The organism is Janibacter indicus, from assembly GCF_900176385.1.
GTDB classification, from domain to species: domain Bacteria; phylum Actinomycetota; class Actinomycetes; order Actinomycetales; family Dermatophilaceae; genus Janibacter; species Janibacter indicus.
The window spans coordinates 185,897-211,479 of sequence record NZ_FWXN01000001.1 but is presented as its reverse complement, the minus strand read 5'-3'; the positions used below and the strand labels follow the sequence as shown (position 1 = coordinate 211,479).

Here is a 25,583-nt window from a genome sequence, read left to right as displayed (position 1 = left end):
AACCACCCGCGAGGACGAAGGGGGGTGACTCACCCCTTTTCGAGGTAGGCGGCCTGCTCCTCGTCGGCCCAGTCGTCGACCCGGGCACGCAGCTGCGGGTGGGCCGAGAGCTCGGGGTCGTCGGCGAGGAGCGCCTGGGCGTCCTCACGGGCCAGCTCGATGATCGCCTCGTCGCGCAGCACGGACAGGTGCTGCAGGTGGTTGCGAGCGCCGTGCTGGGCCCGCCCGAGCACATCACCCTCCCGCCGCAGCTCGAGGTCGAGCCGCGCCAGCTCGAAGCCGTCGGAGCTGCGGGCGACCGCCGCGAGACGCTCCCCGGCCACGTCGCTCTCGGTGGCCGTCATGAGCAGGCACACGCCGGGGTCGCCACCGCGACCGACGCGGCCACGCAGCTGGTGCAGCTGCGAGACGCCGAAGCGATCGGCGTCGAGGATGACCATCGTCGAGGCATTGGGCACGTCGACGCCGACCTCGATGACCGTCGTCGAGACGAGCACGTCGATGCCGCCGGAGCTGAAGGCGGCCATGACGGCGTCCTTGTCGTCCGGTGCCATCCGCCCGTGGAGCGCGGCCAGGGTCAGACCCTCGAGGGCGGGGTGGGCACGCAGCGTCTCGATGACCTCCTCGACGGCGGCGAGCGGTCGTTGGGGCGCCTCCGGCTCCTCGACCCGCTCGCCGTCGGCCTCGTCGTCGGCCGGTCCGTGCTCGTCGACGAGGTCGATGCCGTCGAGGTCGTCGGGGCCGTCGCCGCCGATGCGCGGGCAGACGACATAGGCCTGCCGGCCGGCGGCGACCTCCTCGGCGACGCGCTGCCACGTCCGGTCGACCCACCCGGGCTTCTGCGTCGGGACGACGTGCGTCGTGATCGGCTGCCGGCCTCGTGGCAGCTCGCGCAGCGTCGAGGTCTCCATGTCGCCGAAGACGGTCATCGCGACGGTGCGCGGGATCGGGGTCGCGGTCATGACGAGCACGTGGGGAGGCGTCCTCCCCTTCGCCCGCAGCGCGTCGCGCTGCTCGACACCGAAGCGGTGCTGCTCGTCCACGACGACGAGCGCGAGGTCGGCGAAGGTCACCTTGTCCTCGAGCAGGGCGTGGGTGCCGATGACGATGCCGGCGTCGCCGGAGGCGATGTCGAGCATCGCCTGCTTGCGCCTGGCGGCCGACATCGAGCCGGTGAGCAGCGTGACCCGGGTGGCCTGCTCGGCGCCGCCGAGCATCCCGGCCTCGGCGAGGTCGCCGAGCATGGCGCGGATCGAGCCGGCGTGCTGCGCCGCGAGCACCTCGGTGGGCGCGAGCAGGGCCGCCTGCCCGCCGGAGTCGACCGCGGCGAGCATGGCGCGCAGGGCGACGACGGTCTTGCCGGAGCCGACCTCGCCCTGCAGCAGCCGCTGCATCGGGGTCGGCCGCGCCATCTCGCCGAGGATCTCGGCGCTCACCTGCTGCTGGCCAGCGGTCAGCTCGAAGGGCAGGCGCGCGTCGAACTCGGCGAGCAGTCCGCCGTCGCGCGCCGAGCGGCCCCGGGTCGCCACCGCCGCGGCGGCGATCCGACGCTGCCCGAGCAGGCTCTGCAGGACGAGGGCCTCCTCGTAGCGCAGGTGGCGACGGGCCGCGTCGACCTCACCGTGGTCGCGTGGGGCGTGCAGGGCGCGAAGGGCGCCGGCCCGGTCGAGCAGATCGCGCTTGCTCCGCAGGATCTCAGGGATCGTGTCGACGACCCCGTCGAGCTGGCCGAGGACGAGCCGCACGCAGCGGGTGATGGTCCACGGGTGGACGCCGGGGACGTGCCGGTAGATCGGGATGAGCCCGGTGTGGTCGGCGTCGCCGAGCTCGCCGAGGGCGGCCGCCTCCTCGAGCGTGGCGTAGCCGGGGTGGGCCAGCTGCGTCTGCCCGCGGAACTGCGAGACCGTCCCCGCGAAGAGCAGCTCGCGGCCGGCGACGAGCTTGTGCTCGTGACCGCGCGCGTCGAAGAAGGTCACCCTCATGTGCGAACGACCGTCGGTGATCGTCGCCTCGAGCATGCGCCCGCGGCGCTTGGCCATCTGCCGCGTGCTCGCCGACTCGACCCTCGCGACCGCCACGAGGAAGTCGCCGACCGCGGGGTGGCCGAGGTCGGCCTCGGCGGTGCGGTAGCGACGCGGCGCGAAGGCGAGCAGGTCGCCGACGGTCTCGATGTCGCGGTGCTTGGCCAGCTTGCTCGCCGCCTGGCCTCCGAGCAGGCCCTTGAGCCTGGTCTCCTCGGTCGCCACTACTCGGCCCCGAGCAGGAGCAGGTAGTGCGGCTGCCCCCCGTCGACGACTTGGACCTCGATGCCGTCACGGCGCTCCTCGATCCACCGCTCGAGCCGGCCGACGAGACCGTCGGGCGCGTCGGCACCGACGACGAGCGTCACCAGCTCGGTGCCGGGGGCGAGGATGCCGTCGAGCACCTCGTGGGCGACCTCGTCGACGTCGGACCCGACGATCGTGATGTCGCCGCTCACGACGCCGAGGACGTCGCCGACGGCACACATGCCGCCGCTCGTCAGCCCGGCCTTGGCGGCGATCGTCAGCGCGCCGTGCCGGGTCGCCGCGGCGGCATGGGTCATCGCGAGGACGTTGTGGTGCGTGGGCAGCGTGGGGTCGTGCACGGCGACGGCGGCCAGCCCCTGCACGGCAGTGCCCGAGCCGATGACGTGCACCCGGCGCCCCTCCTGCTCGGCGGCATGGGCCGCGGCATCGGCGGCCAGGCGGGTGTCGCGGTCGTTGGGCAGGAGGATGACCTCGTCGGTGCCCGCCTCGCGCACCGCGGTGACGATCTCCCCCGCCGAGGCCCGTCGCCCGGGGCCCGATGGCACCGTGACGGCGCCCGCGGCCTCGAGCACCCGGGCGATGCCGGGGCCCGCGGCGCACGCGACGATCGACACGCCCGCCCGCGGCGCCCGGTCGACGGTCTCGAGGAGGGTCACCGCGACGCGCTGCGGCGCGGCGTGCAGCAGGCCGGCCTCGAGCGCGGCGCCGATGTCGTCGGTGTGGACGTGGACGTTGGTGAGGTCCCACGCGGTCGAGACGACGACGCTGTCGCCGATCTCGTCCAGGCGCTGCCGCAGCCGTGCCACGTCGTCATCGGCGACGTCGTGCAGGAGGTACATCACCTCGTAGGCCGGCCCCTCGTGCCGCCGCGGCTCGGTGACCGCCCCGGCACCGGAGGAGGACCAGTCGGGCCGCCGCTCGAGCGAGGGGTTGAGGGTGAAGTCGTCGACGGCGTACTGCGTGGGCGCACCCTGCTCGTGGACGACCTGGTCGAGCGCCTCGACGAAGAGCAGGTAGCCCGCTCCCCCGGCGTCGACGACCCCGGCGTCGCGCAGCACCTGCAGCTGGTCGGGGGTGCGGGCCAGTGCGGCCCGGGCGGCCTCGACCGCGGCACGGGTCACCTCACCGAGGGTGGCGCCCCCGACGAGGACCGCCTCGACCGCGTCGGCGGTGGCATCGGCGACGGTGAGGATCGTGCCCTCCTGCGGGCGCACGACGCTCTCGCGGGCCCGTCGTGCCCCTTGGCGCACGGCCCGGCCGACGGCAGCCGCGTCGACCTCGTCGAGGCTCTCCGAGGAGACGACCTCGCTCACGCCGCGCACGAGCTGGCTGAGGATCACGCCGGAGTTGCCCCGGGCCGACATCAGCGCGGAGCGCGACATCACCGCGGCCTCCACCGCGAGCGGCGCCTCGCCGACGACCCCGAGGGCCTCCTGCTCGCGCATCGCACCCGCGAGGGCCTCGTCGAGGGTGAGGTACATGTTGGTGCCGGTGTCGCCGTCGGGCACCGGGTAGACGTTGAGCGCGTCGATCTCGGTGCGGCGCGCCGCAAGGGCCGCGCGGGTCATGACGACCCACCGGCGGACAGAGTCGACGTCGAGTACCTCCAGCACGTCGGTCACGTTAGTGGAGACGTGCGCCACGGCGGGGCGTGCGGCACGATGTGGCACGGACCGAGACGGCCGGGTGACGCCGTTTTGTCTCTGCGGTCCCACCTCGGCTACTCTGTACCGGTTGCCCGGTGACGGGTCCCCCCTTCGTGGTGGACAGCCCGGGCGCACCACTCACTGACTGACGAACACAGGAGATACCCGTGGCTGCCAACTGCGACGTCTGCGGCAAGGGACCGTCCTTCGGACACTCCATCTCGCACTCGCACCGCCGCACCAAGCGTCGCTGGAACCCGAACATCCAGCGCGTTCGGGCCAAGGTGGGCGACGCCGGGGTGACCCCGAAGCGTCTCAACGTCTGCACCTCGTGCCTCAAGGCCGGCAAGGTCAAGCGCTGACCCGAGCCTGACGACATCGCCGCCGCTCCCCTTCACGGGGACGGCGGCTTTTTCGTTCCCGAGGCCGATGCCGTCGGGACGAAGGGGGTCACCCCCGGAAGTGGTCCCACCCGGTGACCTCGGGCACCGCCCCGTCGACGAGGACCGCCGGCGCCCCGGCCGTGCACCGACCGAGCAGGTGCCAGCCCGCCGGCACCTCGCCCGGCGCGAAGGTCGCCACGAGCGAGTGCTCCTCTCCCCCGGACAGCACCTGGCGCATCGCCTCGTCGGCGCCGAGCGCCTCGGTGAGCGGCCCGGCCGCGTGCTCCCGCAGAGCCTCGCCGTCCAGCTCGACACCCACCCCGCTCGCCCGGGCGATGCGACCCAGGTCGCGCACGAGCCCGTCGGACAGGTCGATCATCGAGGTCGCGCCGGCGTCGGCGGCGACCGGGCCCTGCTCCCACGGCGGTCGACCGGCGGTCCGGTGGGCCAGGCACAGGTCGTGGACGACACGGTCGGCAGGAGTCGGGTCAGGGGCGTCGTGAGGGAGCCCCCGATCGGCGAGGAGGAGCTGCAGCCCACCCCCGGAGCGGCCGAGCGTGCCGCAGACCGCGACGACATCGCCGGGGCGGGCACCGTCGCGACGGACCGCGGCGCGACCGCCGAGGTCGCCGACCGCGGTGATCGCCACCATGACCGTGCCCGGGCCGGCAGAGGACAGGTCACCGCCGAGGACCGGCGCCGAAGCCTCGCGCGCGGCCGCGGCGATGCCCTCGGCCAGACCGAGCGCCCAGTCGACCTCGGTGGCCGGGTCGGCGGCGAGCGCGACGAGCAGCCCCGTGGGCGTGGCACCCATCGCCGCGATGTCGGCGACGTTCTGCACGACGGCCTTGTGGCCGACCTCGTGCGGCGACGACCAGTCGTCACGCCAGTCACGGCCCCGGACCATCGTGTCGGTCGTGAGGACCACCGAACCACCCGGCGCGGCCAGCACCGCGGCGTCGTCCCCCGGCCCGATGACCACGTCGGCGTCGCCGCCCTTCGCCCCTGCGTAGACCGGGAAGAGGCGGGCGAGGAGGTCCGCCTCGGACAGGTCGGACAGGCGGGTCGCGGGCATCGGTCACGCTCCATCGAGGCGAAGGGGGGTCAGCACCGCACGGTAGCCTCCCGGCCGTGCCCACCACCCGCCGACCTCCTGCCCTCCTCGCGCTGGGCTGCACCGTGCCCCTGCTGCTCGCCGGGTGCGGCGGCGCGGTCGAGGTGGCCGTGCCCGACGCCGCCGACAACCCGCCGTGCGTCGCCGCGGCGAAGCACTGGCCGTCCACGCTCAACGACCTCGAGGTCCGCGAGACCGACCCGGCCGACCCCGGCGTGCGGGCGTGGGGCGACCCGGCGATCGTCGCGCGGTGCGGGATGCCCGCCCTGGGACCGACGCAGGACCAGTGCGTCGTCGTGGACGAGATCGGGTGGGTGGCCGAGGAGCTCGGCGACGGGACCCGTCTGACGACCTACGGGCACGACCCGGCGATCGAGGTCATCGTGCCCGACGAGCACGGCCCGGGGCCGCTGCTGCTGCCGGCCTTCAGCGACGCCGTCGAGGAGCTGCCGACCAACGGCCGCGAGTGCGCCTGAGCCACCTCCTCGCTCCGCATTGCCCTACGGCAATGCGGCCTCCCCGCGCATTGCCGTAGGGCAATGCAGCCTCAACCGTGAATGTCCTACGGCAATGCGGGAGAAGGGAGGGTCAGCGCAGGCCGACGGGCCGCTCGAGGGCGAGCTGGATGAGCTCGTCGACGAGCTGCGGGTAGGCCACGCCGCTGGCGTCCCACATGCGCGGGTACATCGAGTGCGGCGTGAAGCCGGGCATCGTGTTGATCTCGTTGATGACGACCTCGCCGCGCTCGGTGACGAAGCAGTCGACACGGGCCAGACCCTCGCAGGCGAGCGACTCGAAGGCGGCCGCGGCCAGGCGACGGACCTCGTCGGCCGCACCAGCGGGCAGGTCGGCGGGGCAGGAGAGGACGACCGAGGCCTCGTCGAGGTACTTGGCCTCGAAGTCGTAGAAGTCGTGCCCGTGCCCGGCCTCGACGACGATCTCGCCCGGCAGCGAGGTGCGCGGCGCATCGAGCCCCCGCCCCTGGAGGACGGCGCACTCGATCTCGCGTCCGACGATGCCGGACTCGACGATGACCTTGAGGTCGTGCTCGCGGGCGGCCTCGATGGCTGCCTCGAGCCCCTCGGGGGTGTCGACCTTGGACACGCCCATGGACGAGCCGGCCCGGCAGGGCTTGACGAAGACGGGGAAGGTCAGCGCGTTGACCGCGTCCATCGCGGCGGCCTTGTCCCGGCGCCACTGGGCGTCGGTGATGACCGTGTAGGGACCGACCGGCAGGCCGGCACCCGCGAAGACGACCTTCATGTAGTGCTTGTCCATGCCGGCCGCCGAGGCCAGGACCCCGGACCCGACGTAGCGGATGTCGGCGAGCTCGAGCATGCCCTGGAGGGTGCCGTCCTCGCCGTAGGGACCGTGCAGCAGCGGGAAGACGACGTCGACCTCGCCGAGCGCCTCGAGCGCCTGACCGGTGCGGTGCACCGTGAGGGTCGAGTCGCCGACGCGGGTCGGGAGGATGACGGCGGCGCCGGTGTCGGTGACCTCGGGGGTGTGGCCCGGCGTGAGCGCCAGGGCCTCGGGGTCGTCGCTCGCCAGGACCCAGGCGCCCTCGCGGGTGATGCCGACGGGCACGACGTCGTAGGCGTCACGGTCGATCGCGCGCAGCACGCCCGCGGCCGTGGCGCACGAGACGGCGTGCTCGGAGGAGCGCCCGCCGAAGACGACGGCGACGCGGGGCTTGCGGCTGGACTGGCTGCTCATCGGGGAGAGACTAACGTCTAGCCTCGCCACCATGGAGCACCATGACGCCGCGCAGCCCCTCTCCCCCCGCACCCGGGTCGTCGCCCTCGGCCGGCCCGAGCGGGTGCCGGGCGCGCCGCTCAACCCGCCGGTGACCTTCACCTCGACCTACATCCAGGACGGGCCGGTCAACTACGCGCGGGTCGACAACCCGACGTGGACCCCCTTCGAGGAGGCCGTCGGCGAGCTCGAAGGGGGCGACGCGCTCCTCTACTCCTCCGGCATGGCCGCGGTGCAGGCGGCGCTCTCGCTCGTCCCCGTGGGGGGCACGGTCGTCGCACCGGCGGCCGCCTACAACGGCGTCGTCGTCACGCTCACCGAGGCGCAGCGCGACGGTCGGCTCGCCGTGCGGTGGGTCGACGTCACCGACAGCGCCGCGACGATCGCGGCCCTGCCCGGCGCGGACCTGCTGTGGCTGGAGTCACCGTCCAACCCGCTGCTCGAGGTCGCCGACATCGCCGGCCTGACCGCGGCCGCGCACGCGGCGGGGGCGCTCGTCGTCGTCGACAACACCTTCGCCACGCCGCTGCTGCAGCGGCCGCTCGAGGACGGTGTCGACGTCGTCGTGCACTCGGCGACGAAGTACCTCTCCGGGCACTCCGACGTCATCCTCGGCCTGACCGTCACCCCCGGCACCGACGCGGGTCGGAAGCTGCACGCCCGGCTCACCCGCCACCGCACCCTCGGTGGGGCGATCGCCGGACCGATGGAGGCCTGGCTCGCCCTGCGCGGGCTGCGCACGCTCTCCCTTCGTCTGGAGCGGGCGTGCGCCAATGCGGCCGACCTCGCCGAGCGTCTGGCCACCCACCCGCGGATCTCGCGGGTGCGCTACCCCGGCTGGGGAGCGATCGTCTCGGTCGAGGTCGCCGGTGACGGCGACGACGCCGCCGCGGCCGAGGCCCTCGCGGCCGGCACCCGCATCTGGTCGCCCTCGACGAGCCTGGGCGGCGTCGAGTCCCAGCTCGAGCGCCGCCGCCGCCAGCCCGGCGAGCCCGAGGCCGTGCCCGTCGGCCTGGTGCGCCTGTCGGTCGGCGTCGAGGACGTCGACGACCTCTGGGCCGACCTGCAGCAGGCCCTCGACCAGATCTGAGGGGACCGGGGGGTTACTCGGTCTCGTGCTTGCGGGCGCGGGCGAGCAGGACCTCGACCATGTCGGCGGGGGCGAAGCCCTCGTGGACGACGCGGTTGACCATCTCGGTGATGGGCACGTCGACGCCGTGGGCGCGGGCGAGGTCGAGGATCGAGGCGCAGGACTTCACACCCTCGGCGGTCTGCTTGGTGACCTCGGTGACCTCGGCGACGGACAGGCCCTCGCCGAGCTTGACGCCGAAGGAGTGGTTGCGCGAGAGCGGCGACATGCACGTCGCGATGAGGTCACCGACGCCGGCCAGCCCGGCCATCGTGCGGGGGTCGGCGCCGAGGGCCATCGCCAGGCGGGTGGTCTCGGCCAGGCCCCGGGTGATGAGCGTGGCCTTGGTGTTGTCGCCGAAGCCGAGGCCGGCGGCCATGCCGACGGCGAGGGCGATGACGTTCTTGACCGCTCCCCCGAGCTCGGCACCGACGACGTCCTGGCTCGTGTAGGGGCGGAAGTAGCTCGTCGAGCAGGCCGCGGCGACCCGGTCGGCGGCGGAGACGTCGGGGCAGGCGACGACCGTGGCGGCGGGCTGGCGCTGGACGATCTCTCGGGCGAGGTTGGGTCCGCTCACGACCCCGATCCGCTCGGCCGGGACCCCGGCGACCTCGTGGATGACCTCGCTCATCCGCTTCGTCGTGCCGAGCTCGATGCCCTTCATCAGCGAGACGACGATCTTGTCGCCGAGGAGCGGCGCCCACTCGGTGAGGTTGGTGCGCAGCGACTGCGACGGCACCGACAGGATGACGATCTCGGCGCCCTCGGTGACCTCGGCCGGGTCCGTCGACGCGCTGATGCCATCCGGGAGTTGCACGCCCGGCAGGTAGTCGTCGTTGACCCCGCGGTTGAGCTGCTCGACGAGCTCGGGGCGTCGACCCCAGACCCGCACGTCGTTGCCGCCGTCGGCGAGGATCGAGGCGAAGGCGGTGCCCCAGCTGCCGGCTCCGAAGACTGCGATGTGGCTCACGACTGCTCTCCTGATCGGTAGTCGCCCGTGACGCGCAGGCCATGGGCTTTCGGGTCGAAGCGCTCGGCGGGCGCACGCTCACCGCGCAGCACCTCGAGCTCGGTGGTGATCGCCGCCATGATGCGCGCCGTGGCAGCGGTGACCGTCGGGGCGTTCAGCGGTTGGTCACGCAGGTCGCCCAGGTCGACGGGCGGCCCGAAGCGCACCCGCATGAGTCGGCGGTGACGCGACAGCCGAGGCCGCTTGGCGTAGCGCGGCAACAGTTCCTGCGGGCCCCACTGCGCGACCGGGATCACTGGCGCACCGGACTGCAGCGCCAGGCGCGCGGCCCCCGTCTTGCCGCGCATGGGCCACAGGTCGGGGTCGCGGGTGAGCGACCCCTCGGGATAGACGACGACGCACTCCCCTTCGTCGAGGGCGCGGACGGCATGGACGAGGGCGGCGCCGGCGGTGGAGGTCTCGCGGTCGACGCGCACCTGCTTGGCGTGGCGCAGCACCCAGCCGACGACCGGGGTGTCGAAGAGCGTGCTCTTGGCCAGGTAGACCGGGCTGTAGCCGCGGTTGTAGAGCACGTGCGCCCACGGGAAGGGGTCGACGTGCGAGATGTGGTTGGGGGTGATGAGGAAGCCGCCCTGCTCGGGCACGTGCTCCAGACCGCTCACCTCGTAGCGGGCCACGACGCGCATCGCGCCACGCAGCAGCCCGGCGGCCACCCGGTACATCACGGGCGTGTGCGTGCGGTGGACGACCATGTCACCTCTTCTTGCTGTGCGGCCTCGGTGCGACGCTCTCGCGGCGTGATCACCCTAGGCCACGGATACGCTCGGCATGTGCAAGCGACGGTCTTCTCCCACAGCCCCGACGACGGCACCGTCGTCGTCACCGACGAGGGCGTGCGCCTCCAGGCCACGTCCGAGGTCTTCGCCGCGAGCTCGCTGCGCTTCCTGCGCCCGGGCCAGCGGGTGAGCATCACGGTGTCGGAGGGAGTCGTCACCCGGCTGTGGATCGTCGGCATCGGCGACGGCGAGACGATCGGCTGACCCTGACCGCTCGGCGCGAGCAGCGCCGGTACGACGAGGGCCGACGATCGTGGTGGTCGCCGGCCCTCGTCGCACGTGGTCAGCTGTCGCTGCCGGAGGAGCTCGCCGTCTTCTTGGCTGCCGTGGTCTTCTTCGCCGTGGTCTTCTTGGCGGGGGTCGTCTTCTTCGCCGTGGTCTTCTTGGCGGGGGTCGACTTCTTCGCCGTGGACTTCTTGGCGGTGGACTTCTTCGCGGGCGTGGCCTTCTTGGTCGTGGTCGAGGCCTTCTTCGCCGTGCTCTTCTTGGCGGTCGAGGCCTTCTTGGCCGGAGCCGACTTCTTGGCCGGAGCCGACTTCTTCGCCGGCGTGGACTTCTTCGCCGTGCTCTTGGTGGTCGAGGCCTTCTTCGGCTTGCGTCCGGCGGAGAGGGCTCCCTCGGCGATCGACATCGCCGTGCCGCTCGCAGCCGCGGCCGCGCTCGTCACGGTGCCGGCGGCAGCACGAGCCGCGGCCGGCGCCGCCTTGGGCAGCGAACGCGGGTCGGCCACATAGCCCTTGAAGCTCGTGCCGGCCTTGAAGCGCGGGACGGAGGTCTTCTTGATCTTGACGACCTCACCCGTGCGGGGGTTGCGGCCGGTACGGGCAGCGCGCGCCGCCTTCTCGAAGGTGCCGAATCCGGTGATGGCGACGCGGCCCCCCTTGGCGACCTCACGGACGATCGTGTCGAGCACGACCTCCAGCGCTTCCTGGGCGGCCTTCCGGCTGCCGAGCCTCTCCTCGAGAGCCTTGACGAGTTCTGCCTTGTTCACGGTCACTCCCGTAGCGGTACGGCGCCGGTCGTCCCCCGGCTGGGAAGGCCGAGCCGTACACCCGACCTGTTCCGACGGTATTGGCGTCGGAAGCCCCAGTGGGTCATTTCGACGTCGCCTTTTCTTGCCGCACAAGCGCTTTCGACGTCGGCCCACCGCGCCGGGTGCGTGACCCTCCCTTCGTCGTGCGATGGGTTGACCTGCAGCACAACGGGATTGGATCAAGGTGTGACGTCACGACCGCAGCCGCACGAGGACGGCACGACGAAGGGGGTGCCGCGGCACCCCCTTCGTCATCGCGGCACCGACACGCCGGTCAGACAGGCGTCGTCGTCGGCTTCCAGCTCGGCCGGGTCGACTCGAAATCGGTGATGTCCTGCTCGTGACGCAGGGTGAGGCCGATGTCGTCGAGACCCTCGAGCAGGCGCCAGCGCGTGTAGTCGTCGACGTGGAAGGCACAGACGATGTCGCCGGCGGTGACGGTCCGCGCGGTGAGGTCGACGGTGATCTCGGCACCGGGGGTGTTCTCGAGGTACTTCCACAGCAGCTCGACGTCGTCCTGGCTCACCTGGGCGGCGAGCAGACCCTGCTTGCTCGAGTTGCCGCGGAAGATGTCGGCGAAGCGCGAGGAGATGACGACGCGGAAGCCGTAGTCCTTGAGCGCCCACACGGCGTGCTCTCGCGAGGAGCCGGTGCCGAAGTCGGGGCCGGCGACGAGCACGGAGCCGTCGCGGTAGGCGGGCTGGTTGAGCACGAAGGTCTCGTCACCGCGCCAGGCCGCGAAGAGCCCGTCCTCGAAGCCCGTGCGGGAGACGCGCTTGAGGTAGACCGCCGGGATGATCTGGTCGGTGTCGACATTGCTGCGGCGCAGCGGGACACCGGTGCCGGTGTGCGTGGTGAATGCGTCCATGGCTCAGGCCCCTTCGGTGACGAGGTCGGTGGCGGGCAGGGCGTCGAGGTCGGCCGGGCTCGACAGCGTGCCGAGCACGGCAGTGGCCGCGGCGACGAGCGGGCTGACGAGGTGGGTGCGCCCGCCCTTGCCCTGGCGGCCCTCGAAGTTGCGGTTGCTCGTCGAGGCGGAGCGCTCGCCGGGCGCGAGGGTGTCGGGGTTCATCCCCAGGCACATCGAGCAGCCGGGCAGGCGCCACTCGGCGCCGGCTTCGGTGAAGACCTTGTCCAGGCCCTCCCCCTCGGCCTGCAGTCGCACGCGGGCGGAGCCGGGCACGACGAGCATGCGGACGGACTCGGCGACGTGGCGGCCCTTGATGACCTCGGCCGCGGCGCGCAGGTCCTCGATGCGACCGTTGGTGCACGAGCCGACGAAGACGGTGTCGACGGCGACCTCGCGCAGCGGGGTGCCGGCGGTCAGCCCCATGTACTCGAGTGCCTTTGCCGCAGCGACGCGCTCGTTGTCGTCGCCCATGGCCTCCGGGTCGGGCACGGCCTCGCCGAGGGGCGAGCCCTGGCCGGGGTTGGTGCCCCACGTGACGAAGGGGGTGAGTGTCGAGGCGTCGATGTCGACCTCGGCGTCGAAGACCGCGTCGTCGTCGGTGCGCAGCTCGCGCCAGGCCTCGACGGCGGCGTCCCAGTCGGCGCCCGTCGGCGCGTGGTCACGGCCCTTGAGGTACTCGAAGGTCGTCTCGTCGGGCGCGATCATGCCGGCGCGGGCGCCGGCCTCGATCGACATGTTGCACACCGTCATGCGGGCTTCCATCGACAGTGCCTCGATGGCCTCGCCGCGGTACTCGAGGACGTAGCCCTGACCGCCACCCGTGCCGATCTTGGCGATGACGGCGAGGATGATGTCCTTGGCCGTGACGCCCGGCTGCAGCTGACCGGTGACGTTGATCGCCATGGTCTTGAAGGGGTTGAGCGAGAGGGTCTGCGTGGCGAGCACGTGCTCGACCTCGCTCGTGCCGATGCCGAAGGCGAGCGCACCGAAGGCGCCGTGGGTGCTCGTGTGGCTGTCGCCGCAGACGACGGTGGTGCCCGGCTGGGTCAGCCCGAGCTGCGGGCCGACGACGTGGACGATGCCCTGCTCGGCGTCACCCATGGGATAGATCTGCACGCCGAACTCGGCGCAGTTGTCCCGCAGCGTCTCGACCTGGACCTTGCTCACCGGGTCGGTGATCGGGCCCGGCGTCGTCGGGACGTTGTGGTCCTCGGTCGCGAGCGTGAGGTCGGGGCGGCGGACCGGCCGGCCGGCGATGCGCAGTCCCTCGAAGGCCTGCGGGCTCGTCACCTCGTGCAGGAGGTGCAGGTCGATGTAGAGGAGGTCGGGCTCCCCGTCGTTGCGTCGGACGACGTGTGCGTCCCAGACCTTCTCGGCCAGCGTTCCAGCCATCTCTCTCTTCCCATCCCAGCGGTGGTGCCACGGTGTGTGGACGGTCCCTCACCTCGAGATTCGCACGTCCCCGGGGCCCCGGATCTTGCGTCTCACGACATGAGATGTCAGTATCACTCCATGGACAACGGTAGCGGAGTCGGCGTTCTGGACAAGGCCGCAGTCGTGCTGGGCGCTCTCGAGGCAGGTCCCTCGACCCTCGCCCAGCTCGTCGCGGCGACAGGTCTGGCACGCCCCACGGCGCATCGGCTCGCAGTCGCCCTCGAGCACCACCGACTCGTCGCGCGCGACATGCAGGGACGCTTCGTCCTCGGCCCGCGCCTGGGCGAGCTCGCCGCCTCTGCCGGCGAGGACAAGCTCCTCGTCGCCGCCGGGCCCGTGCTCGGCGCGCTGCGTGACCACACCAACGAGTCGGCCCAGCTCTTCCGCCGCCAGGGCGAGCACCGCGTCTGCGTGTCGGCCGCCGAGCGCCCCGTCGGCCTGCGCGACTCGATCCCCGTCGGCGCGACGCTGTCGATGCACGCCGGCTCAGCCGCCCAGGTGCTGCTCGCGTGGGAGGAGCCCGACCGCCTGCACCGCGGCCTGCAGGAGGCGGCATTCACCGCGACCATGCTCTCGGCGGTGCGCCGTCGCGGGTGGGCGCAGAGCGTCGGCGAGCGCGAGGCCGGCGTCGCGTCGGTCTCGGCCCCGGTCCGCTCCCCCTCCGGCCGGGTCATCGCGGCCGTGTCGATCTCGGGCCCGATCGAGCGACTGTCCCGCCAGCCCGGTCGCCTGCACGCCGCGACCGTCATCGCCGGCGCCAACAAGCTCACCGAGGTCCTGGAGAAGCACGCCAAGGCGGCCGAGGCCGCCGACCGCGACACCGAGTGACGACGAGTCGCGACGGGACCACAGGGCGAAGGGGGGCTCCCCCCTTCGCCCTGCCTGTCGTCGTTGACGCCACCCGGCAGCGTTCACGCCACCTGGCTGACCAGAGACGGGCAACCAGGTGGCATCAACGACGTCAGGCTCGGAGCGAACGGGGTCTCGGGGCTCGTACCGCGTCCCAGAACACGACGAAGACCCCCGCTCGGATGAGCGGGGGCCTTCGACCGATGTAGCCCCGACGGGATTCGAACCCGCGCTACCGCCTTGAGAGGGCGGCGTGCTAGGCCACTACACAACGGGGCCATGTGTGCTTCCCGGGCCGGCGGACCGGCTGGGCAACGGAGAGAACCTTAACCCCGAGGGGGGCTCTTTCCGAAATCGAGCGGCGAACCGCTCTCAGCGCTGGGGTACCAGGACTCGAACCTAGAACAACTGAACCAGAATCAGCCGTGTTGCCAATTACACCATACCCCAAGGGGGTATCACCGACCCTTCGGACCGAAGTCCGCGCGGCCTGTGAACCGAGAGACGATGCTACCCGCCGATCGGCGACTCCCCAAATCGCGCCTCAGGCCAGCGAGGCGCGCAGCGAGCGCAGCCGCTCGAGCGTCGACGCCTGCCCCAGGATCTCCATCGACTCGAAGAGCGGCGGGCTGACCCGCGCCCCCGAGACGGCGGTGCGCAGCGGGCCGAAGGCGAAGCGCGGCTTGATGCCCAGACCATCGACGATGACCTCGCGCAGCGTGGCCTCGATCTGCTCGGCGTGCCACTCGTTGCCGTCGCGGCTCTCCTGCGAGAGGACCCCGGCCGGCACCTGCAGCGCCTCGAGGGCGGTGATCGCCGCGTCGAGTACCTCGGCAGCGTTGTCCTTCAGGCCTGCTCGCGCGTCCTCGTCGATCTGCAGGTCGGCGTCGGCGGTGTAGAAGGGCCGCACGAGGGCGCTCGCCTCGGTGAGCAGCGCGATGCGCGTCTGGATCAGCTCGGCGACCGACTTCAGCCGGGCCAGCTCCCCCAGCGAGGGGTTGTCGCCGAGGACGCCGTCGGCCTGCAGGTAGGGCAGCAGGCGCGAGGTGAAGTCCTCGAGCTCGAGGTCGCGGATCCACGCGCCGTTGAGCCACTCGAGCTTCTTGAGGTCGAAGATCGGGCCGACGGTGTTGACCTTGCTCCAGGCGAAGTCGCGGCTGAACTCCGCGAAGGTGAACTTCTCGACGTCCTGACCGTCCTCCCCCTTCGCCGGCGGGTAGGCCAGCAGGCCGAGGAAGTTGACGACGGCCTCGGGCAGGTAGCCCTGCTCCTGGAACCACGTGAGGCGGGCCTCGGGGTTCTTGCGCTTGGAGATCTTCGACTTGTTGGTGTTGCGCAGCAACGGCATGTGCGCGAACTGCGGCGGCGTCAGCCCGAGCCACTGGTAGAGCAGCACGTGCTTGGGCGTCGAGGAGATCCACTCCTCGCCGCGGACGACGTGGGTGATGCCCATCTCGTGGTCGTCGACGACGACGGCCATGTGATAGGTCGGGAAGCCGTCGGCCTTGAGGATCACCTGGTCGTCGGGACGCGGCGCGGAGACGGTGCCGCGGATGACGTCCTCGAAGGTCGTCGGCGCGTCGTCGGGCACGAGCATGCGCACGACCGGGGTCTCGTTGAAGCCCTCGAGCTCGGCCCGCTCCTCACGCGTCTTGCCCACGCACAGGCGGTCGTAGCCGGTGGGCAGCTTGAGCTTCTGCTGCTTCTCGCGCATCGCGGTGAGGCGCTCGGTGGAGCACCAGCAGTAGTAGGCGTGGCCGTCCTCGATGAGCTTGTCGACGTAGGGCCGATAGGTCTCGAGGCGCTCGCTCTGCCGGTAGGGCGCGTAGGGGCCGCCGACGTCGGGCCCCTCGTCCCACCGCAGCCCGAGCCAGCCGAGGGTGTCGTAGAGCTGCTGCTCGCTCGTCTCGTTGAACCGCGCCCGGTCGGTGTCCTCGATGCGCAGGACGAACTGGCCACCCTGCTGTCGCGCGAAGGCGAGGTTGAACAGGGCCATGTAGGCGGTGCCGACGTGCGGGTCGCCGGTGGGCGACGGCGCGACGCGCAGGCGAGGGGCGGTGGGCTCGGTCGGTGCAGAGGAGTGGCTCATGATGCGCCGATCGTATCGCCGCGACGAAGGGGGTACCCGTCACCTAGTCGGGGTAGCGCTCCTCCATGGCGTCGTCCATCGGCGACCAGCTGTGGCCCCAGACGCCCTCGCCGACCGCGACGCCGGTCCGGGCGCCGGCCTGGGCACCCTCGGCGATGTCGTCACCGACGTCGAAGGGGTTGCCGTCGAAGAGCCCGGTGACCCCGCCCACGGCGCCACCGACGAGGGCGCCGCCGGCGCCGGTCGCGCCCACCGTGATGTCGCGGCCGAGGCTCGGCGGGGTCTCGAGGGTGATCGGGGTGCCGGGGGCGTCGGGCAGGCCCGTCGCCTCCTGCACGTTGGTCAGCCCGTCGGTCTCCATCCGGTAGGCACGCATCTGCCCCTGGCTGGCTTCGGCCTGCACGCTGGCGGCGGTGGACCCGTCGCCCCGCATCTCCGCGGCAGCGGCCGCGGTGTTGTCGTGGACGCCCGACGCGTCGAAGGTCACCGCCGGCTGGCCGGTCGCCATCGCTGCGGCTGCGGCGAACCCGCCGCCGAGGCTGTGCCCGGTGAAGGTGACATTGCCCCCGCTCGCCTCGTTGACCTCGACCGCCAGCTCCATGGCCCGCTGGTACTGGGGGTCGTCGTGCCCGAGGGCCTGACGACCGTTGGTCACCCAGTCGCCGCCCTCGACCGACCCCTGGAAGGCGACGACGAGACCGCCGTCGGGCGTCTGGAAAAGGTAGGCCTGCGGGTTGGAGTTGGGCCCGAACTTGTTGGGGTCCAGCCCCAGCGCCTCCGGGTCGGCGATCTCGTAGCCCTCGGGCAGCGGCGGCTGCGTGTAGCCGACGACCGGGATGCCCCAGAGCGGGTGCTCGGTGCCCTGGGCGTAGAAGGCGAGGTCCCACAGTTCCTTGTCGACCGGCTTGCCCTCCGTCCCGCGCACCTCGTCGTCGAAGGTCGAGCCCTCGGGTGATCTCGTGTGGTAGGGCAGCTGGTCGACGTCGACCCCCTCGGGCGGGCCGGTCGGGCCGGGCATCCCCGGAGGTCGCGGGTCGGTGGGCTGCTCGGGCGAGGGCGTCGGCGGTGCCGCAGGCGCCGGGCCGCCCATCTCGTTGCTCGCGTCGAGCTGCTGCTCGGCCTGCTCGATCATCCGGTCGGCCATCGTCGTGAGCATCGCCGCGCAGTCGTCGAGCGAGCGCTCGGCCACGCGCCAGTCCCGCACGAAGTCGTCGCGGTCGGGCCCCTCCCACACCGCCGAGATCACGCTGGTGCGAGCGCCGCCCTCGGCGCCGATCCGACTGGTCAGCTTGGCCTGACCGCGCAGCTGTGCGGCGATCTGGCGAAGGCGCGCGGCGTCGGCGCCGTGGGTGAGGGTCATGAGGTCTCCCGATCCGTTTGCCGTGACCCTAGCCACCCCGACCGGTGCCGGACATGGGGAGGACTCCCCCCTTCGCCGCTGTGACGAAGGGAGGTCAGGCGGACCGGGGTGCGTACATGATCACGGCGACGCCGACCAGGCAGATCAAGGCGCCGGCGACGTCCCAGCGGTCGGGACGGAAGCCGTCGAGCGCCATGCCCCACAGCAGCGACCCGGCGACGAACACGCCGCCGTAGGCGGCGAGGATGCGACCGAAGTTCGCGTCCGGCTGTAGCGTCGCCACCGCGCCGTAGAGGCCGAGCGCGACGACGCCTGCGCCGACCCACAGCCAGCCGCGGTGCTCGCGCAGCCCCTGCCACACCAGCCAGGCCCCACCGATCTCGAGGAGTGCGGCGAGGACGAAGAGCGGGACCGAGCGGGCGACGTCCACGTCAGACCCGCGTCACTCGGAGGCGACGAAGGGGTTGGACAAGGTCCCGATCGCGTCGATGTCGATCTCGACCCGCTGCCCGGGGTCGACGAGGCCGACGCCCGCCGGGGTGCCGGTGAGGATGACGTCGCCGGGCAGGAGGGTGAAGGACTTCGACGCGTGGCTGATGAGGGCCGCGACGCCGTGGACCATGTCGGAGCTGTGGCCGTCCTGGGCCACCTCGCCGTCGAGGCGGGTGACGATCGAGACGTCCTGCGGGTCGAGGTCGGTCTCGATCCACGGGCCGAGCGGGCAGAAGGTGTCCATGCCCTTGGCGCGGGCCCACTGGCCGTCGCCGCGCTGGAGGTCGCGAGCCGTGACGTCGTTGGCGATCGTGTAGCCGAAGATGACCTTCTTGGCCTCCTCGGGCTCGATGTCCTTGCACATGCGCCCGATGATCACCGCGAGCTCGCCCTCGAAGCTGACCTTGGACGTCAGCTCCGTCGGGATGACGACCGGGTCGCCGGGGCCGACGACCGCGGTGTTGGGCACGAGGAACATCATCGGCTCGGCCGGGACCTCGTTGCCCATCTCGGCCGCGTGGTCGGCGTAGTTGCGGCCGATGCCGATGATCTTGCTGCGGGGGATGACGGGTGCGAGCAGTCGCACCTCGTCGACCGTCGTCGTGCGACCGGTCAGCTCGATCCGCTGGTAGAGCGGGTCGCCGGTCACCTCGGCGATCTTCTTGCCGTCTGCGTCGACGAGCCCGTAGACGGGGTCGTCACCTTCGGTGTATCTCGCGATGCGCACGGCACCACCCTAGTGACCATCTAGCCTTGCCCCCGATGACGACCCTGACCCGTGACGAGTGGCGTGCTCGTGCGCGGGCCCACGAAGCGGCGGTCGACGAGCTGACGGCCGCCCACCGTGACCGGCGGGGACGCGGCGAGCGCCACGCGGTCGAGGACTTCCTCTTCGAGTACTACGCCCACCGCCCGTCGCACCTGCGCCGCTGGCACCCGGGACCCGACATGACCCTGCTCGACGCCGCCGACGTCTACACCGGGCGCTCCGGCTACACGGTGGATTCGGACGGCAGCGCCCGCCTCGACGTCGACGACTTCGTCGGGCGAAGGGGGCGGACCGTCACCTTCGTCAGGGACCTGCTCACGGCGACCCTGTCGCGCCCCGGCACCCACGACTGCTTCGGCCTGCACGAGTGGGCGATGGTCTACCGCCTCCAGCCCGGCGAGCAGCGGCACGAGCAGCTCCCCCTTCGCCTGGCGCAGGAGGCGACCGATGCGGTCGTCGAGGGTCACCGCATCCGCTGCAGCCACTACGACGCCTACCGCTTCTTCACGCCGGATGCGGTGGGGCGCAACACCCTTCGCCCGACGCGTGAGGACCAAGCCGACCACGAGCAGCCGGCCTGCCTGCACGCGGGCATGGACACCTACAAGTGGGCCTTCAAGCTCGCGCCGGCGATGCCGTCGGAGGTGACCCTCGACGCCTTCCGGCACGCCCTGCGGGTGCGACGGCTGGACATGCAGGCCTCGCCCTACGACGTGTCGGGGCTCGGGCTGGACCCGGTGACCATCGAGACGCCCGAGGGCAAGGCCGAGTACGTCGCCCGCCAGCGAGAGCTCATGGTGACGTCCAACTCCCTTCGTCGTCGGATCGTCGAGGTCTGCGACCGACTGCTCCCCCGCTGACACCGCGCGCTGCCACGCTGGGGTCATGGACCGGCCGCTGGAGACCCAGGCGAGACGCTTCTACGACGGCGGGCCGCCCGACGGGCAGCCCGACCCCACGTCGCCGCCGCTCATCGTCCTCGAGCGCACCCTCGACATGTCGGTCGAGGAGTTCCGCATGGGGCGACGGCTGGGCTACCGCGACCGCGAGCTGGGGCAGCTGCTCGTGCCCGTCGACCCGACGACCTTCACGACCGACCTGACCTCGGTGCCGTCGGTCTTCCTCTGGCTCGTGCCGCGCACCGGCCGACACCTGCCCGCGGCCTTGCTGCACGACGGACTGGTGCGCGGTTCCTTCGCCGCGGCGCCGGGCGTGCGGATCGACCGCGAGCGCGCCGACCTCGTCTTCCGGGCGGCCATGGCGGACACCGGGACCGGACTGATCCGGCGGTGGCTGATGTGGACCGCGGTGACCCTCGGGACGATCTTCCAGGACCGCAGCGGGACGCGGTCGGCGGGCGAGCGGCTGCGCCGGCAGGTCACGGCCGTGGTGACCCTGGGGCTCGTCGCCGTGCTGGGGGTGCTGGCCACGCTCGACCTCTTCGACGTCGCGGTGCCGCTCGTCGGCGGCGTGCCGTGGATGGGCGAGCGGGCCTGGTGGGTCGAGCTGCTCACCGGTGCCGCCGGCGCCGTCGTCGTCCCTGTGCTGCTCGGCCTCACGTGGGGGCGGCTGCGGGCCGCGGGCATCATCGCCGGCGTCGCCCTGGCCCTGCTGCTCCACGTGACGGCGGCCGTCGCCCTGCTCACCGGCGTCTACCAGGTCGCCGAACGCCTCGTCACCCGCGCGACGACCCCCTGAGGCTGCATTGCCCTACGGCAATGCAGCCTCAGGTGCGCATAGCCGTAGGGCAATGCAGCCTCAGGTGCGCATTGCCGTAGGGCAATGCAGCCTCAGGGGCGCAGGACGAGCAGGCCGAGGTGGAGCTCGAGGCGGTCGCGACCACGGGAGAGGTCGAGTCCGGTCACGGACTCGATCCGCCGCAGCCGCGCGTAGACGCTCTGGCGGTGCAGGCCGAGGCGGGTCGAGGTGGCCCCGACGGAGCACCCCTCCTCGAGGTGCACCCAGGCGGTCTCGACGAGCTCCGTTGCGGCAGAGAGCAGCTCGGCCACCGCCGGCGTGCGCACGGCCTCCACCAGCTCGTCACCGGCGCTGCCGCCGAGGAGCCGCTCGATGCCCAGCGCGGCCCACGGGTGGACCCGGGCGGCCGCGGGCGGGCGCGGCAGGTCGGGGGTCGCCGGACGCACCACGCGAAGGGCGGCGCGCGCCTCCCGCAGCGACGTCGCCGTGCTGGTGAGCGGCAGCAGGGCCCCGACCCCGGCGACGACGTGCGCGTCCGACACCCTGGCGATGCCGAGGAGCGCCGTCTCGGCGGCGTCGTGCACCTCCGCATCGGACCGCGCCGGGACGACGAGGACGAGGTCACCCGAGCGCTCGGCGACCCCGATCCGGCGCGGGAGGCCCCCGGGGCCGAGGACCTCGTCGGAGCGCAGCCGCACGCCGGGGGCCGCCCCGAGCATGACGACGGCGGCCCGGGCGCCGGGGTCGACGGCCAGCTGGTCGGCGAGCTCGCGGGCCGGGCCGATCCGGGCATCGGGCGCGGCGTCGAGCAGGTCGAGGACGAGACGCTCGGTCTCGCGCCGCCGTGACGTCAGGCGGGCGAGGTGCTCCCCCGCCTGCTCGGCGACGACACCCGCCGCGCGCACCCGCTCGGCCGACAGCCCGGCGGGGGGCTCGACCGCCCACAGGTAGCCCTGCACCACGCCGTGCCAACGCGCGGGCAGGCAGAGTCGGGCAGCCGTGCCGCGCTCGGGGTCGGCGGGCACGTGCACCGGGCCGGTCGCCCGCGCGATGCCGAAGCTCTCGAACCACTCGCGAGTGCGCGGGTGCGCCCCGCGGGAGAGGACGGTCTCGACGCGCACGCTGTCCGCGTCCCCCTCGTGGGCCGCGAAGGCGAGCAGTCGGAAGCGCCGGTCCTCGAGGGTCACCGGGGCACGCAGGATCGCGGAGGCCTCGTCGACGAGGTCCTGGACAGGGGGCATGTGGGTCTCGAGGCTCCTGCGTCGCACCTCGACCACCGAGGTGTCAGACAAATGTATGCCCTCTAGCCGACCATGCGCGACAGATGTCTGTGGCACCGACCACCGCGGCGTCCTACCGTCGAAGGATGACGACCACCCCCACGCACACCGACCCGGCCACTGCCGCCTTCGCCCCCTTCGTCGAGGACGCGGTGCGGCTCGCGGACCGCTGGGCCGCCGCCGCCCACGCCGGTCAGACCATGCGTGAGGCGCAGTCGACCGGTCAGCTCGCCGCGCTGTTGTCCGACCACGCCGGCCTCGACATGGCCGTCTTCTTCGTCGACCGCGTCGCCCGGCCGGAGGACGACCGGGTCGCGGCCAATGCCCTCAGCCGGATCACCGCCTCGGACTCGGCCTCCTTCCTCGGCCGGGTCGACCGTGGCCTGCTCGGGCTGGGCGCCCGCGCCGCGCGCATCGCGCCCAAGGTCGTCGTGCCCGCCGCCCGCGCCCGGATGAAGCAGATGGTCGGCCACCTGCTCGTCGACGCCCGCGACCCCAGGCTCGGCAAGCACCTGGCCGCGGCTCGCGAGGACGGCTTCCGCCTCAACATCAACCTCCTCGGCGAGGCCGTGCTCGGCGAGGGCGAGGCCGCCAGCCGCACCGAGCGCACCCGCGAGCTGCTCGAGCGACCCGACGTCGACTACGTCTCGATCAAGGTCTCCTCGCTCGTCAGCCAGATCAGCACGTGGGACACCGAGGGCACCGTCGAGCGCTGCCTGACCCGGCTGCGTCCGCTCTACGAGACCGCCAAGGCGTCGACCCCGCACTCCTTCGTCAACCTCGACATGGAGGAGTACCGCGACCTCGAGATGACCATCGAGGTCTTCACCCGGATGCTCTCCGAGCCGCAGTTCCACGACCTCGAGGCCGGCATCGTCCTGCAGGCCTACCTGCCCGACGCCCTGCCCGCCCTCGAGCGGCTCATCGACTTCGCCGTCGCCCGTCGCGCCGCCGGCGGCGCCCCGATCAAGGTGCGCCTCGTCAAGGGCGCCAACCTCGCAATGGAGCGCGTCGAGGCCGTCATGCACGGCTGGGAGCAGGCCCCCTACACGACCAAGGCCGACGTCGACGCCAACTACCTGCGCTGCGTCGAGCGGGCGCTGCGGCCCGACGCCGTCGGCGCCCTGCGCATCGGTGTCGCCTCGCACAACCTCTACGACGTCGCCGCGGCGCACCTGCTCGCGACCGACCGCGGGGCCCAGGACAGCCTCGACATCGAGATGCTCCAAGGCATGTCGCCCGCACAGGCGCGCGCCGTGCGCGACGAGGTCGGCACGGTCATCCTCTACACCCCGGTCGTCGCCCCCGAGGACTTCGACGCCGCGGTCTCCTACCTCGTGCGGCGTCTCGAGGAGAGCGCCTCCCCCGAGAACTACATCCACGCCTTCTTCTCCGAGGACGCCGCGGCGATCCCCGACCAGGAGGCCCGCTTCCGGGCGAGCGTCGAGGCCATCGGCAGCACGCCCCTCGGGCCGCGCCGCTCCGCCGAGCGCCCGCCGATCGGTGACACCTTCGACAACACGCCCGACTCCGACGCCGCCCTGCCCGGCCACCGCGCGTGGGCCGCTCGCGCCGTCGCCGCGCCCCGGCCGGAGCCGACCTCCCCGCACCTGACGAGCACCGCCCAGGTCGACGAGGTCGTCGCCACGGCGCGCACCGCGCACGAGGGCTGGGCGGCCCGCCCCGTCGCCGAGCGAGCAGACCTGCTGCGCAAGGCTGCTCGCGAGATCGACTCCCGCCGCGAGCAGATCCTCGCGGTCATGGCCGCCGAGGCCGGCAAGACCGTCGCCGAGGCCGACCCCGAGATCTCCGAGGCGGTCGACTTCGCCCGCTACTACGCCGACCGGGCCCTCGAGCTCGAGGACGGGGCCATGGTCGACGGGGCGAGCTTCACCCCCTTCGCCCTGACGCTCGTGACGCCGCCGTGGAACTTCCCCGTCGCCATCCCGATCGGTGGCGTCCTCGCGGCGCTTGCCGCCGGGTCCGCGGTCGTCATCAAGCCCGCCCCGCAGACCCCCGTCTGCGTCGAGGTCACCGTCGCCGCGCTGCACGACGCCGGCATCCCCCGCGAGGTGCTGCACGTCGTGCGCACCGACGAGGACGAGGTGGGTCAGCACCTCGTCGCGCACGCGGACGTCGACGCCGTCGTGCTCACCGGCGCGAGCGAGACCGCGCGACTCTTCGCCGGCTGGCGTGCCGGGCGCGAGCACGGCGCCCGCGTCCTCGGCGAGACCTCCGGCAAGAACGCCCTGGTCATCACCCCCTCCGCCGACATCGACCTCGCGGTCGCCGACCTCGTCAGCTCGGCCTTCGGCCACGCCGGCCAGAAGTGCTCGGCCGCCTCCCTCGGCATCCTCGTCGGCTCGATCGGCACGTCGGAGCGCTTCCGCCGCCAGCTCGTGGACGCCGTCGAGTCGATCGCCGTCGGCTGGCCCGCCGACCTGGGCACCCGCATGGGTCCGGTCATCGAGGAGCCGACCGGCAAGCTGCGTCGCGCCCTCACCACCCTCGAGCCGGGCGAGTCGTGGCTCGTCGAGCCGCGCCAGCTCGACGACACCGGCCGGCTCTGGTCGCCGGGCGTCAAGGACGGCGTGCGCCAGGGGTCCTTCTTCCACCTCACCGAGGTCTTCGGCCCGGTCCTCGGCCTGATGCGCGCCGACTCGCTCGACGAGGCGATCGAGCTGCAGAACGCCACCGACTTCGGCCTCACCGGAGGCCTGCACAGCCTCGACGAGGGCGAGATCGCCCACTGGACCGAGACGGTCGCCGTCGGCAATGCCTACGTCAACCGGCACATCACCGGCGCCATCGTGCGCCGCCAGTCCTTCGGTGGGTGGAAGGCCAGCTCCATCGGTCCCGGCGCCAAGGCCGGCGGCCCCAATTACGTCGCGCAGCTCGGCACGTGGTCGGCAGCCGGCCTGCCGACGAAGGGGGCACCCGTCGCCACCGCGGTCCGCGCCACCGTCGACGCCCAGCTGGCCACCCTCGGCTCCTCGGTCGGCGACGACGAGCGGGCGTGGCTCGACGCGGCACTCGCCAGCGACGCGGCCGCCTGGGCCGACGAGCTCGGCGTCGAGCACGACGAGAGCGCCCTCGTCGTGGAGTCCAATGTCTTCCGCTACCGCCCGCACCCGCGGGTGCTCGTGCGCGCCGGTGACGGCACGCGTGTCGTCGAGCTGCTGCGCCTCGTCGCCGCGGCCACGCTCACCGGTGCCCACGTCGTCGTCTCGGCGGCGACAGGCCTCGACCTCCCGTCGAGCATCGGCCACGTGCAGGTCGTGCGCGAGGACGACGCGGCCTTCGTCGCGCGCGCCTCCCGCGCCGGCGACGTGCGCGTCCGCGCGATCGGTGCGCTCGCCCCGTCGCTCGTCGACGAGCTCGTCGCCGCAGGTGTGGACGTCATCACCGGCGAGGTGCTGGCCACGGGACGACGCGAGGTCCTCCCCTTCGTCCGGGAGCAGGCGGTGAGCACCACCCGTCACCGCTTCGGCCACGTGGCCGGCTGACCCCACCTCATGAGTCCCACGATTCTCGGGTGACCCGCGAAA

At 72.6% G+C, this 25,583-nt stretch carries 22 protein-coding genes and 2 tRNA genes; 8 read left to right on the top strand and 16 right to left on the bottom strand.

Translation table 11 applies throughout. The features are described 5' to 3' along the window. Window positions 1-29: 29 nt before the first annotated feature. Both B9B60_RS00975 and B9B60_RS00970 read right to left on the bottom strand, forming a co-directional pair. A complete protein-coding gene (locus B9B60_RS00975) occupies window positions 30-2,246 on the bottom strand; it encodes an ATP-dependent DNA helicase RecG (RefSeq protein ID WP_084449450.1) in 2,217 nt (738 codons plus the stop codon). Continuing rightward, window positions 2,246-3,901, bottom strand: coding sequence for a DAK2 domain-containing protein (locus tag B9B60_RS00970; RefSeq protein ID WP_234993682.1), 1,656 nt, complete (start codon window positions 3,899-3,901; stop codon window positions 2,246-2,248). Before B9B60_RS00970 ends, B9B60_RS00975 begins: the two co-directional genes overlap by 1 nt. A gap of 200 nt (window positions 3,902-4,101) precedes the next feature. Here B9B60_RS00970 and rpmB point away from each other — a divergent pair, with 200 nt between their 5' ends. After that, window positions 4,102-4,296: a 50S ribosomal protein L28 gene (rpmB, locus tag B9B60_RS00965; RefSeq protein ID WP_007927862.1), complete on the top strand. Its 195-nt coding sequence runs from the start codon at window positions 4,102-4,104 to the stop codon at window positions 4,294-4,296. A gap of 88 nt (window positions 4,297-4,384) precedes the next feature. On the opposite strand, the gene thiL is transcribed toward rpmB, so the two are convergent. Further along, window positions 4,385-5,392, bottom strand: a complete 1,008-nt coding sequence (thiL, locus tag B9B60_RS00960; RefSeq protein ID WP_084449449.1) for a thiamine-phosphate kinase — start codon at window positions 5,390-5,392, stop codon at window positions 4,385-4,387. A gap of 56 nt (window positions 5,393-5,448) precedes the next feature. Here thiL and B9B60_RS00955 point away from each other — a divergent pair, with 56 nt between their 5' ends. Continuing rightward, window positions 5,449-5,907, top strand: coding sequence for a DUF3515 family protein (locus tag B9B60_RS00955; protein WP_084449448.1), 459 nt, complete (start codon window positions 5,449-5,451; stop codon window positions 5,905-5,907). 112 nt (window positions 5,908-6,019) lie between these two features. On the opposite strand, the gene B9B60_RS00950 is transcribed toward B9B60_RS00955, so the two are convergent. Next, window positions 6,020-7,147 carry a D-alanine--D-alanine ligase family protein gene (locus B9B60_RS00950; RefSeq protein ID WP_185221815.1) on the bottom strand — a complete coding sequence of 376 codons (1,128 nt, stop codon included), beginning with the start codon at window positions 7,145-7,147 and terminating at the stop codon, window positions 6,020-6,022. Window positions 7,148-7,178: 31 nt separating this feature from the next. On the opposite strand from B9B60_RS00950, the gene B9B60_RS00945 reads away from it, so the two are divergent. Continuing rightward, entirely contained in the window at window positions 7,179-8,276 is a 1,098-nt protein-coding gene (locus tag B9B60_RS00945) for a trans-sulfuration enzyme family protein (RefSeq protein WP_084449446.1), read from the top strand. A gap of 13 nt (window positions 8,277-8,289) precedes the next feature. Here the strand turns inward: B9B60_RS00945 and B9B60_RS00940 are convergent, their stop codons facing one another. Together B9B60_RS00940 and B9B60_RS00935 are read right to left on the bottom strand one after the other, a co-directional pair. Next, the gene (locus B9B60_RS00940) at window positions 8,290-9,285 is read right to left on the bottom strand and encodes an NAD(P)H-dependent glycerol-3-phosphate dehydrogenase (RefSeq protein ID WP_084449445.1); all 996 of its coding nucleotides are present in this window, start codon (window positions 9,283-9,285) and stop codon (window positions 8,290-8,292) included. Then, a complete protein-coding gene (locus tag B9B60_RS00935) occupies window positions 9,282-10,037 on the bottom strand; it encodes a lysophospholipid acyltransferase family protein (RefSeq protein WP_084449444.1) in 756 nt (251 codons plus the stop codon). Before B9B60_RS00935 ends, B9B60_RS00940 begins: the two co-directional genes overlap by 4 nt. 78 nt (window positions 10,038-10,115) lie before the next feature. Here B9B60_RS00935 and B9B60_RS00930 point away from each other — a divergent pair, with 78 nt between their 5' ends. After that, window positions 10,116-10,325 (top strand): hypothetical protein, encoded by a 210-nt coding sequence (locus B9B60_RS00930; RefSeq protein WP_084449443.1) that lies wholly within the window; start codon window positions 10,116-10,118, stop codon window positions 10,323-10,325. 79 nt (window positions 10,326-10,404) lie between these two features. Here the strand turns inward: B9B60_RS00930 and B9B60_RS00925 are convergent, their stop codons facing one another. The 3 genes from B9B60_RS00925 to leuC form a co-directional block, all read right to left on the bottom strand. Next, window positions 10,405-11,112 carry an HU family DNA-binding protein gene (locus B9B60_RS00925; RefSeq protein WP_084449592.1) on the bottom strand — a complete coding sequence of 236 codons (708 nt, stop codon included), beginning with the start codon at window positions 11,110-11,112 and terminating at the stop codon, window positions 10,405-10,407. Between the two features lie 316 nt (window positions 11,113-11,428). After that, a complete protein-coding gene (gene leuD / locus B9B60_RS00920; protein ID WP_084449442.1) occupies window positions 11,429-12,022 on the bottom strand; it encodes a 3-isopropylmalate dehydratase small subunit in 594 nt (197 codons plus the stop codon). A 3-nt stretch (window positions 12,023-12,025) separates the two neighbouring features. Then, window positions 12,026-13,456: a 3-isopropylmalate dehydratase large subunit gene (gene leuC, locus B9B60_RS00915; RefSeq protein WP_084449441.1), complete on the bottom strand. Its 1,431-nt coding sequence runs from the start codon at window positions 13,454-13,456 to the stop codon at window positions 12,026-12,028. Window positions 13,457-13,576: 120 nt separating this feature from the next. Between leuC and B9B60_RS00910 the strand changes: the two genes are divergently transcribed. After that, a complete protein-coding gene (locus B9B60_RS00910; protein ID WP_084449440.1) occupies window positions 13,577-14,326 on the top strand; it encodes an IclR family transcriptional regulator in 750 nt (249 codons plus the stop codon). A gap of 227 nt (window positions 14,327-14,553) precedes the next feature. Here the strand turns inward: B9B60_RS00910 and B9B60_RS00905 are convergent. The 6 genes from B9B60_RS00905 to B9B60_RS00880 form a co-directional block, all read right to left on the bottom strand. Further along, window positions 14,554-14,626 (bottom strand) — tRNA-Glu (locus B9B60_RS00905). Window positions 14,627-14,725: 99 nt separating this feature from the next. Further along, window positions 14,726-14,797: transfer RNA gene (locus B9B60_RS00900), tRNA-Gln, on the bottom strand. Window positions 14,798-14,891: 94 nt separating this feature from the next. Next, window positions 14,892-16,436 carry a glutamate--tRNA ligase gene (gene gltX / locus B9B60_RS00895; RefSeq protein WP_084449439.1) on the bottom strand — a complete coding sequence of 515 codons (1,545 nt, stop codon included), beginning with the start codon at window positions 16,434-16,436 and terminating at the stop codon, window positions 14,892-14,894. Between the two features lie 43 nt (window positions 16,437-16,479). Further along, a complete protein-coding gene (locus tag B9B60_RS00890) occupies window positions 16,480-17,796 on the bottom strand; it encodes a Tle-like phospholipase domain-containing protein (RefSeq protein ID WP_084449438.1) in 1,317 nt (438 codons plus the stop codon). Window positions 17,797-17,890: 94 nt separating this feature from the next. Beyond that, window positions 17,891-18,226 (bottom strand): YnfA family protein, encoded by a 336-nt coding sequence (locus B9B60_RS00885; protein WP_084449437.1) that lies wholly within the window; start codon window positions 18,224-18,226, stop codon window positions 17,891-17,893. Between the two features lie 12 nt (window positions 18,227-18,238). Continuing rightward, window positions 18,239-19,015, bottom strand: a complete 777-nt coding sequence (locus B9B60_RS00880) for a fumarylacetoacetate hydrolase family protein (protein ID WP_084449436.1) — start codon at window positions 19,013-19,015, stop codon at window positions 18,239-18,241. 35 nt (window positions 19,016-19,050) lie between these two features. Here B9B60_RS00880 and B9B60_RS00875 point away from each other — a divergent pair, with 35 nt between their 5' ends. Then, window positions 19,051-19,917: a 3-methyladenine DNA glycosylase gene (locus tag B9B60_RS00875; RefSeq protein ID WP_084449435.1), complete on the top strand. Its 867-nt coding sequence runs from the start codon at window positions 19,051-19,053 to the stop codon at window positions 19,915-19,917. Window positions 19,918-19,942: 25 nt separating this feature from the next. Continuing rightward, window positions 19,943-20,755, top strand: coding sequence for a DUF1353 domain-containing protein (locus tag B9B60_RS00870; RefSeq protein ID WP_084449434.1), 813 nt, complete (start codon window positions 19,943-19,945; stop codon window positions 20,753-20,755). A 92-nt stretch (window positions 20,756-20,847) separates the two neighbouring features. Here B9B60_RS00870 and B9B60_RS00865 read toward each other — a convergent pair whose 3' ends face one another. After that, on the bottom strand, window positions 20,848-21,996 hold the full coding sequence (locus B9B60_RS00865) for a PucR family transcriptional regulator (RefSeq protein ID WP_143445377.1): 1,149 nt from the start codon (window positions 21,994-21,996) through the stop codon (window positions 20,848-20,850). 125 nt (window positions 21,997-22,121) lie between these two features. On the opposite strand from B9B60_RS00865, the gene B9B60_RS00860 reads away from it, so the two are divergent. After that, entirely contained in the window at window positions 22,122-25,541 is a 3,420-nt protein-coding gene (locus B9B60_RS00860; protein ID WP_084449432.1) for a proline dehydrogenase family protein, read from the top strand. Window positions 25,542-25,583 lie beyond the last annotated feature (42 nt).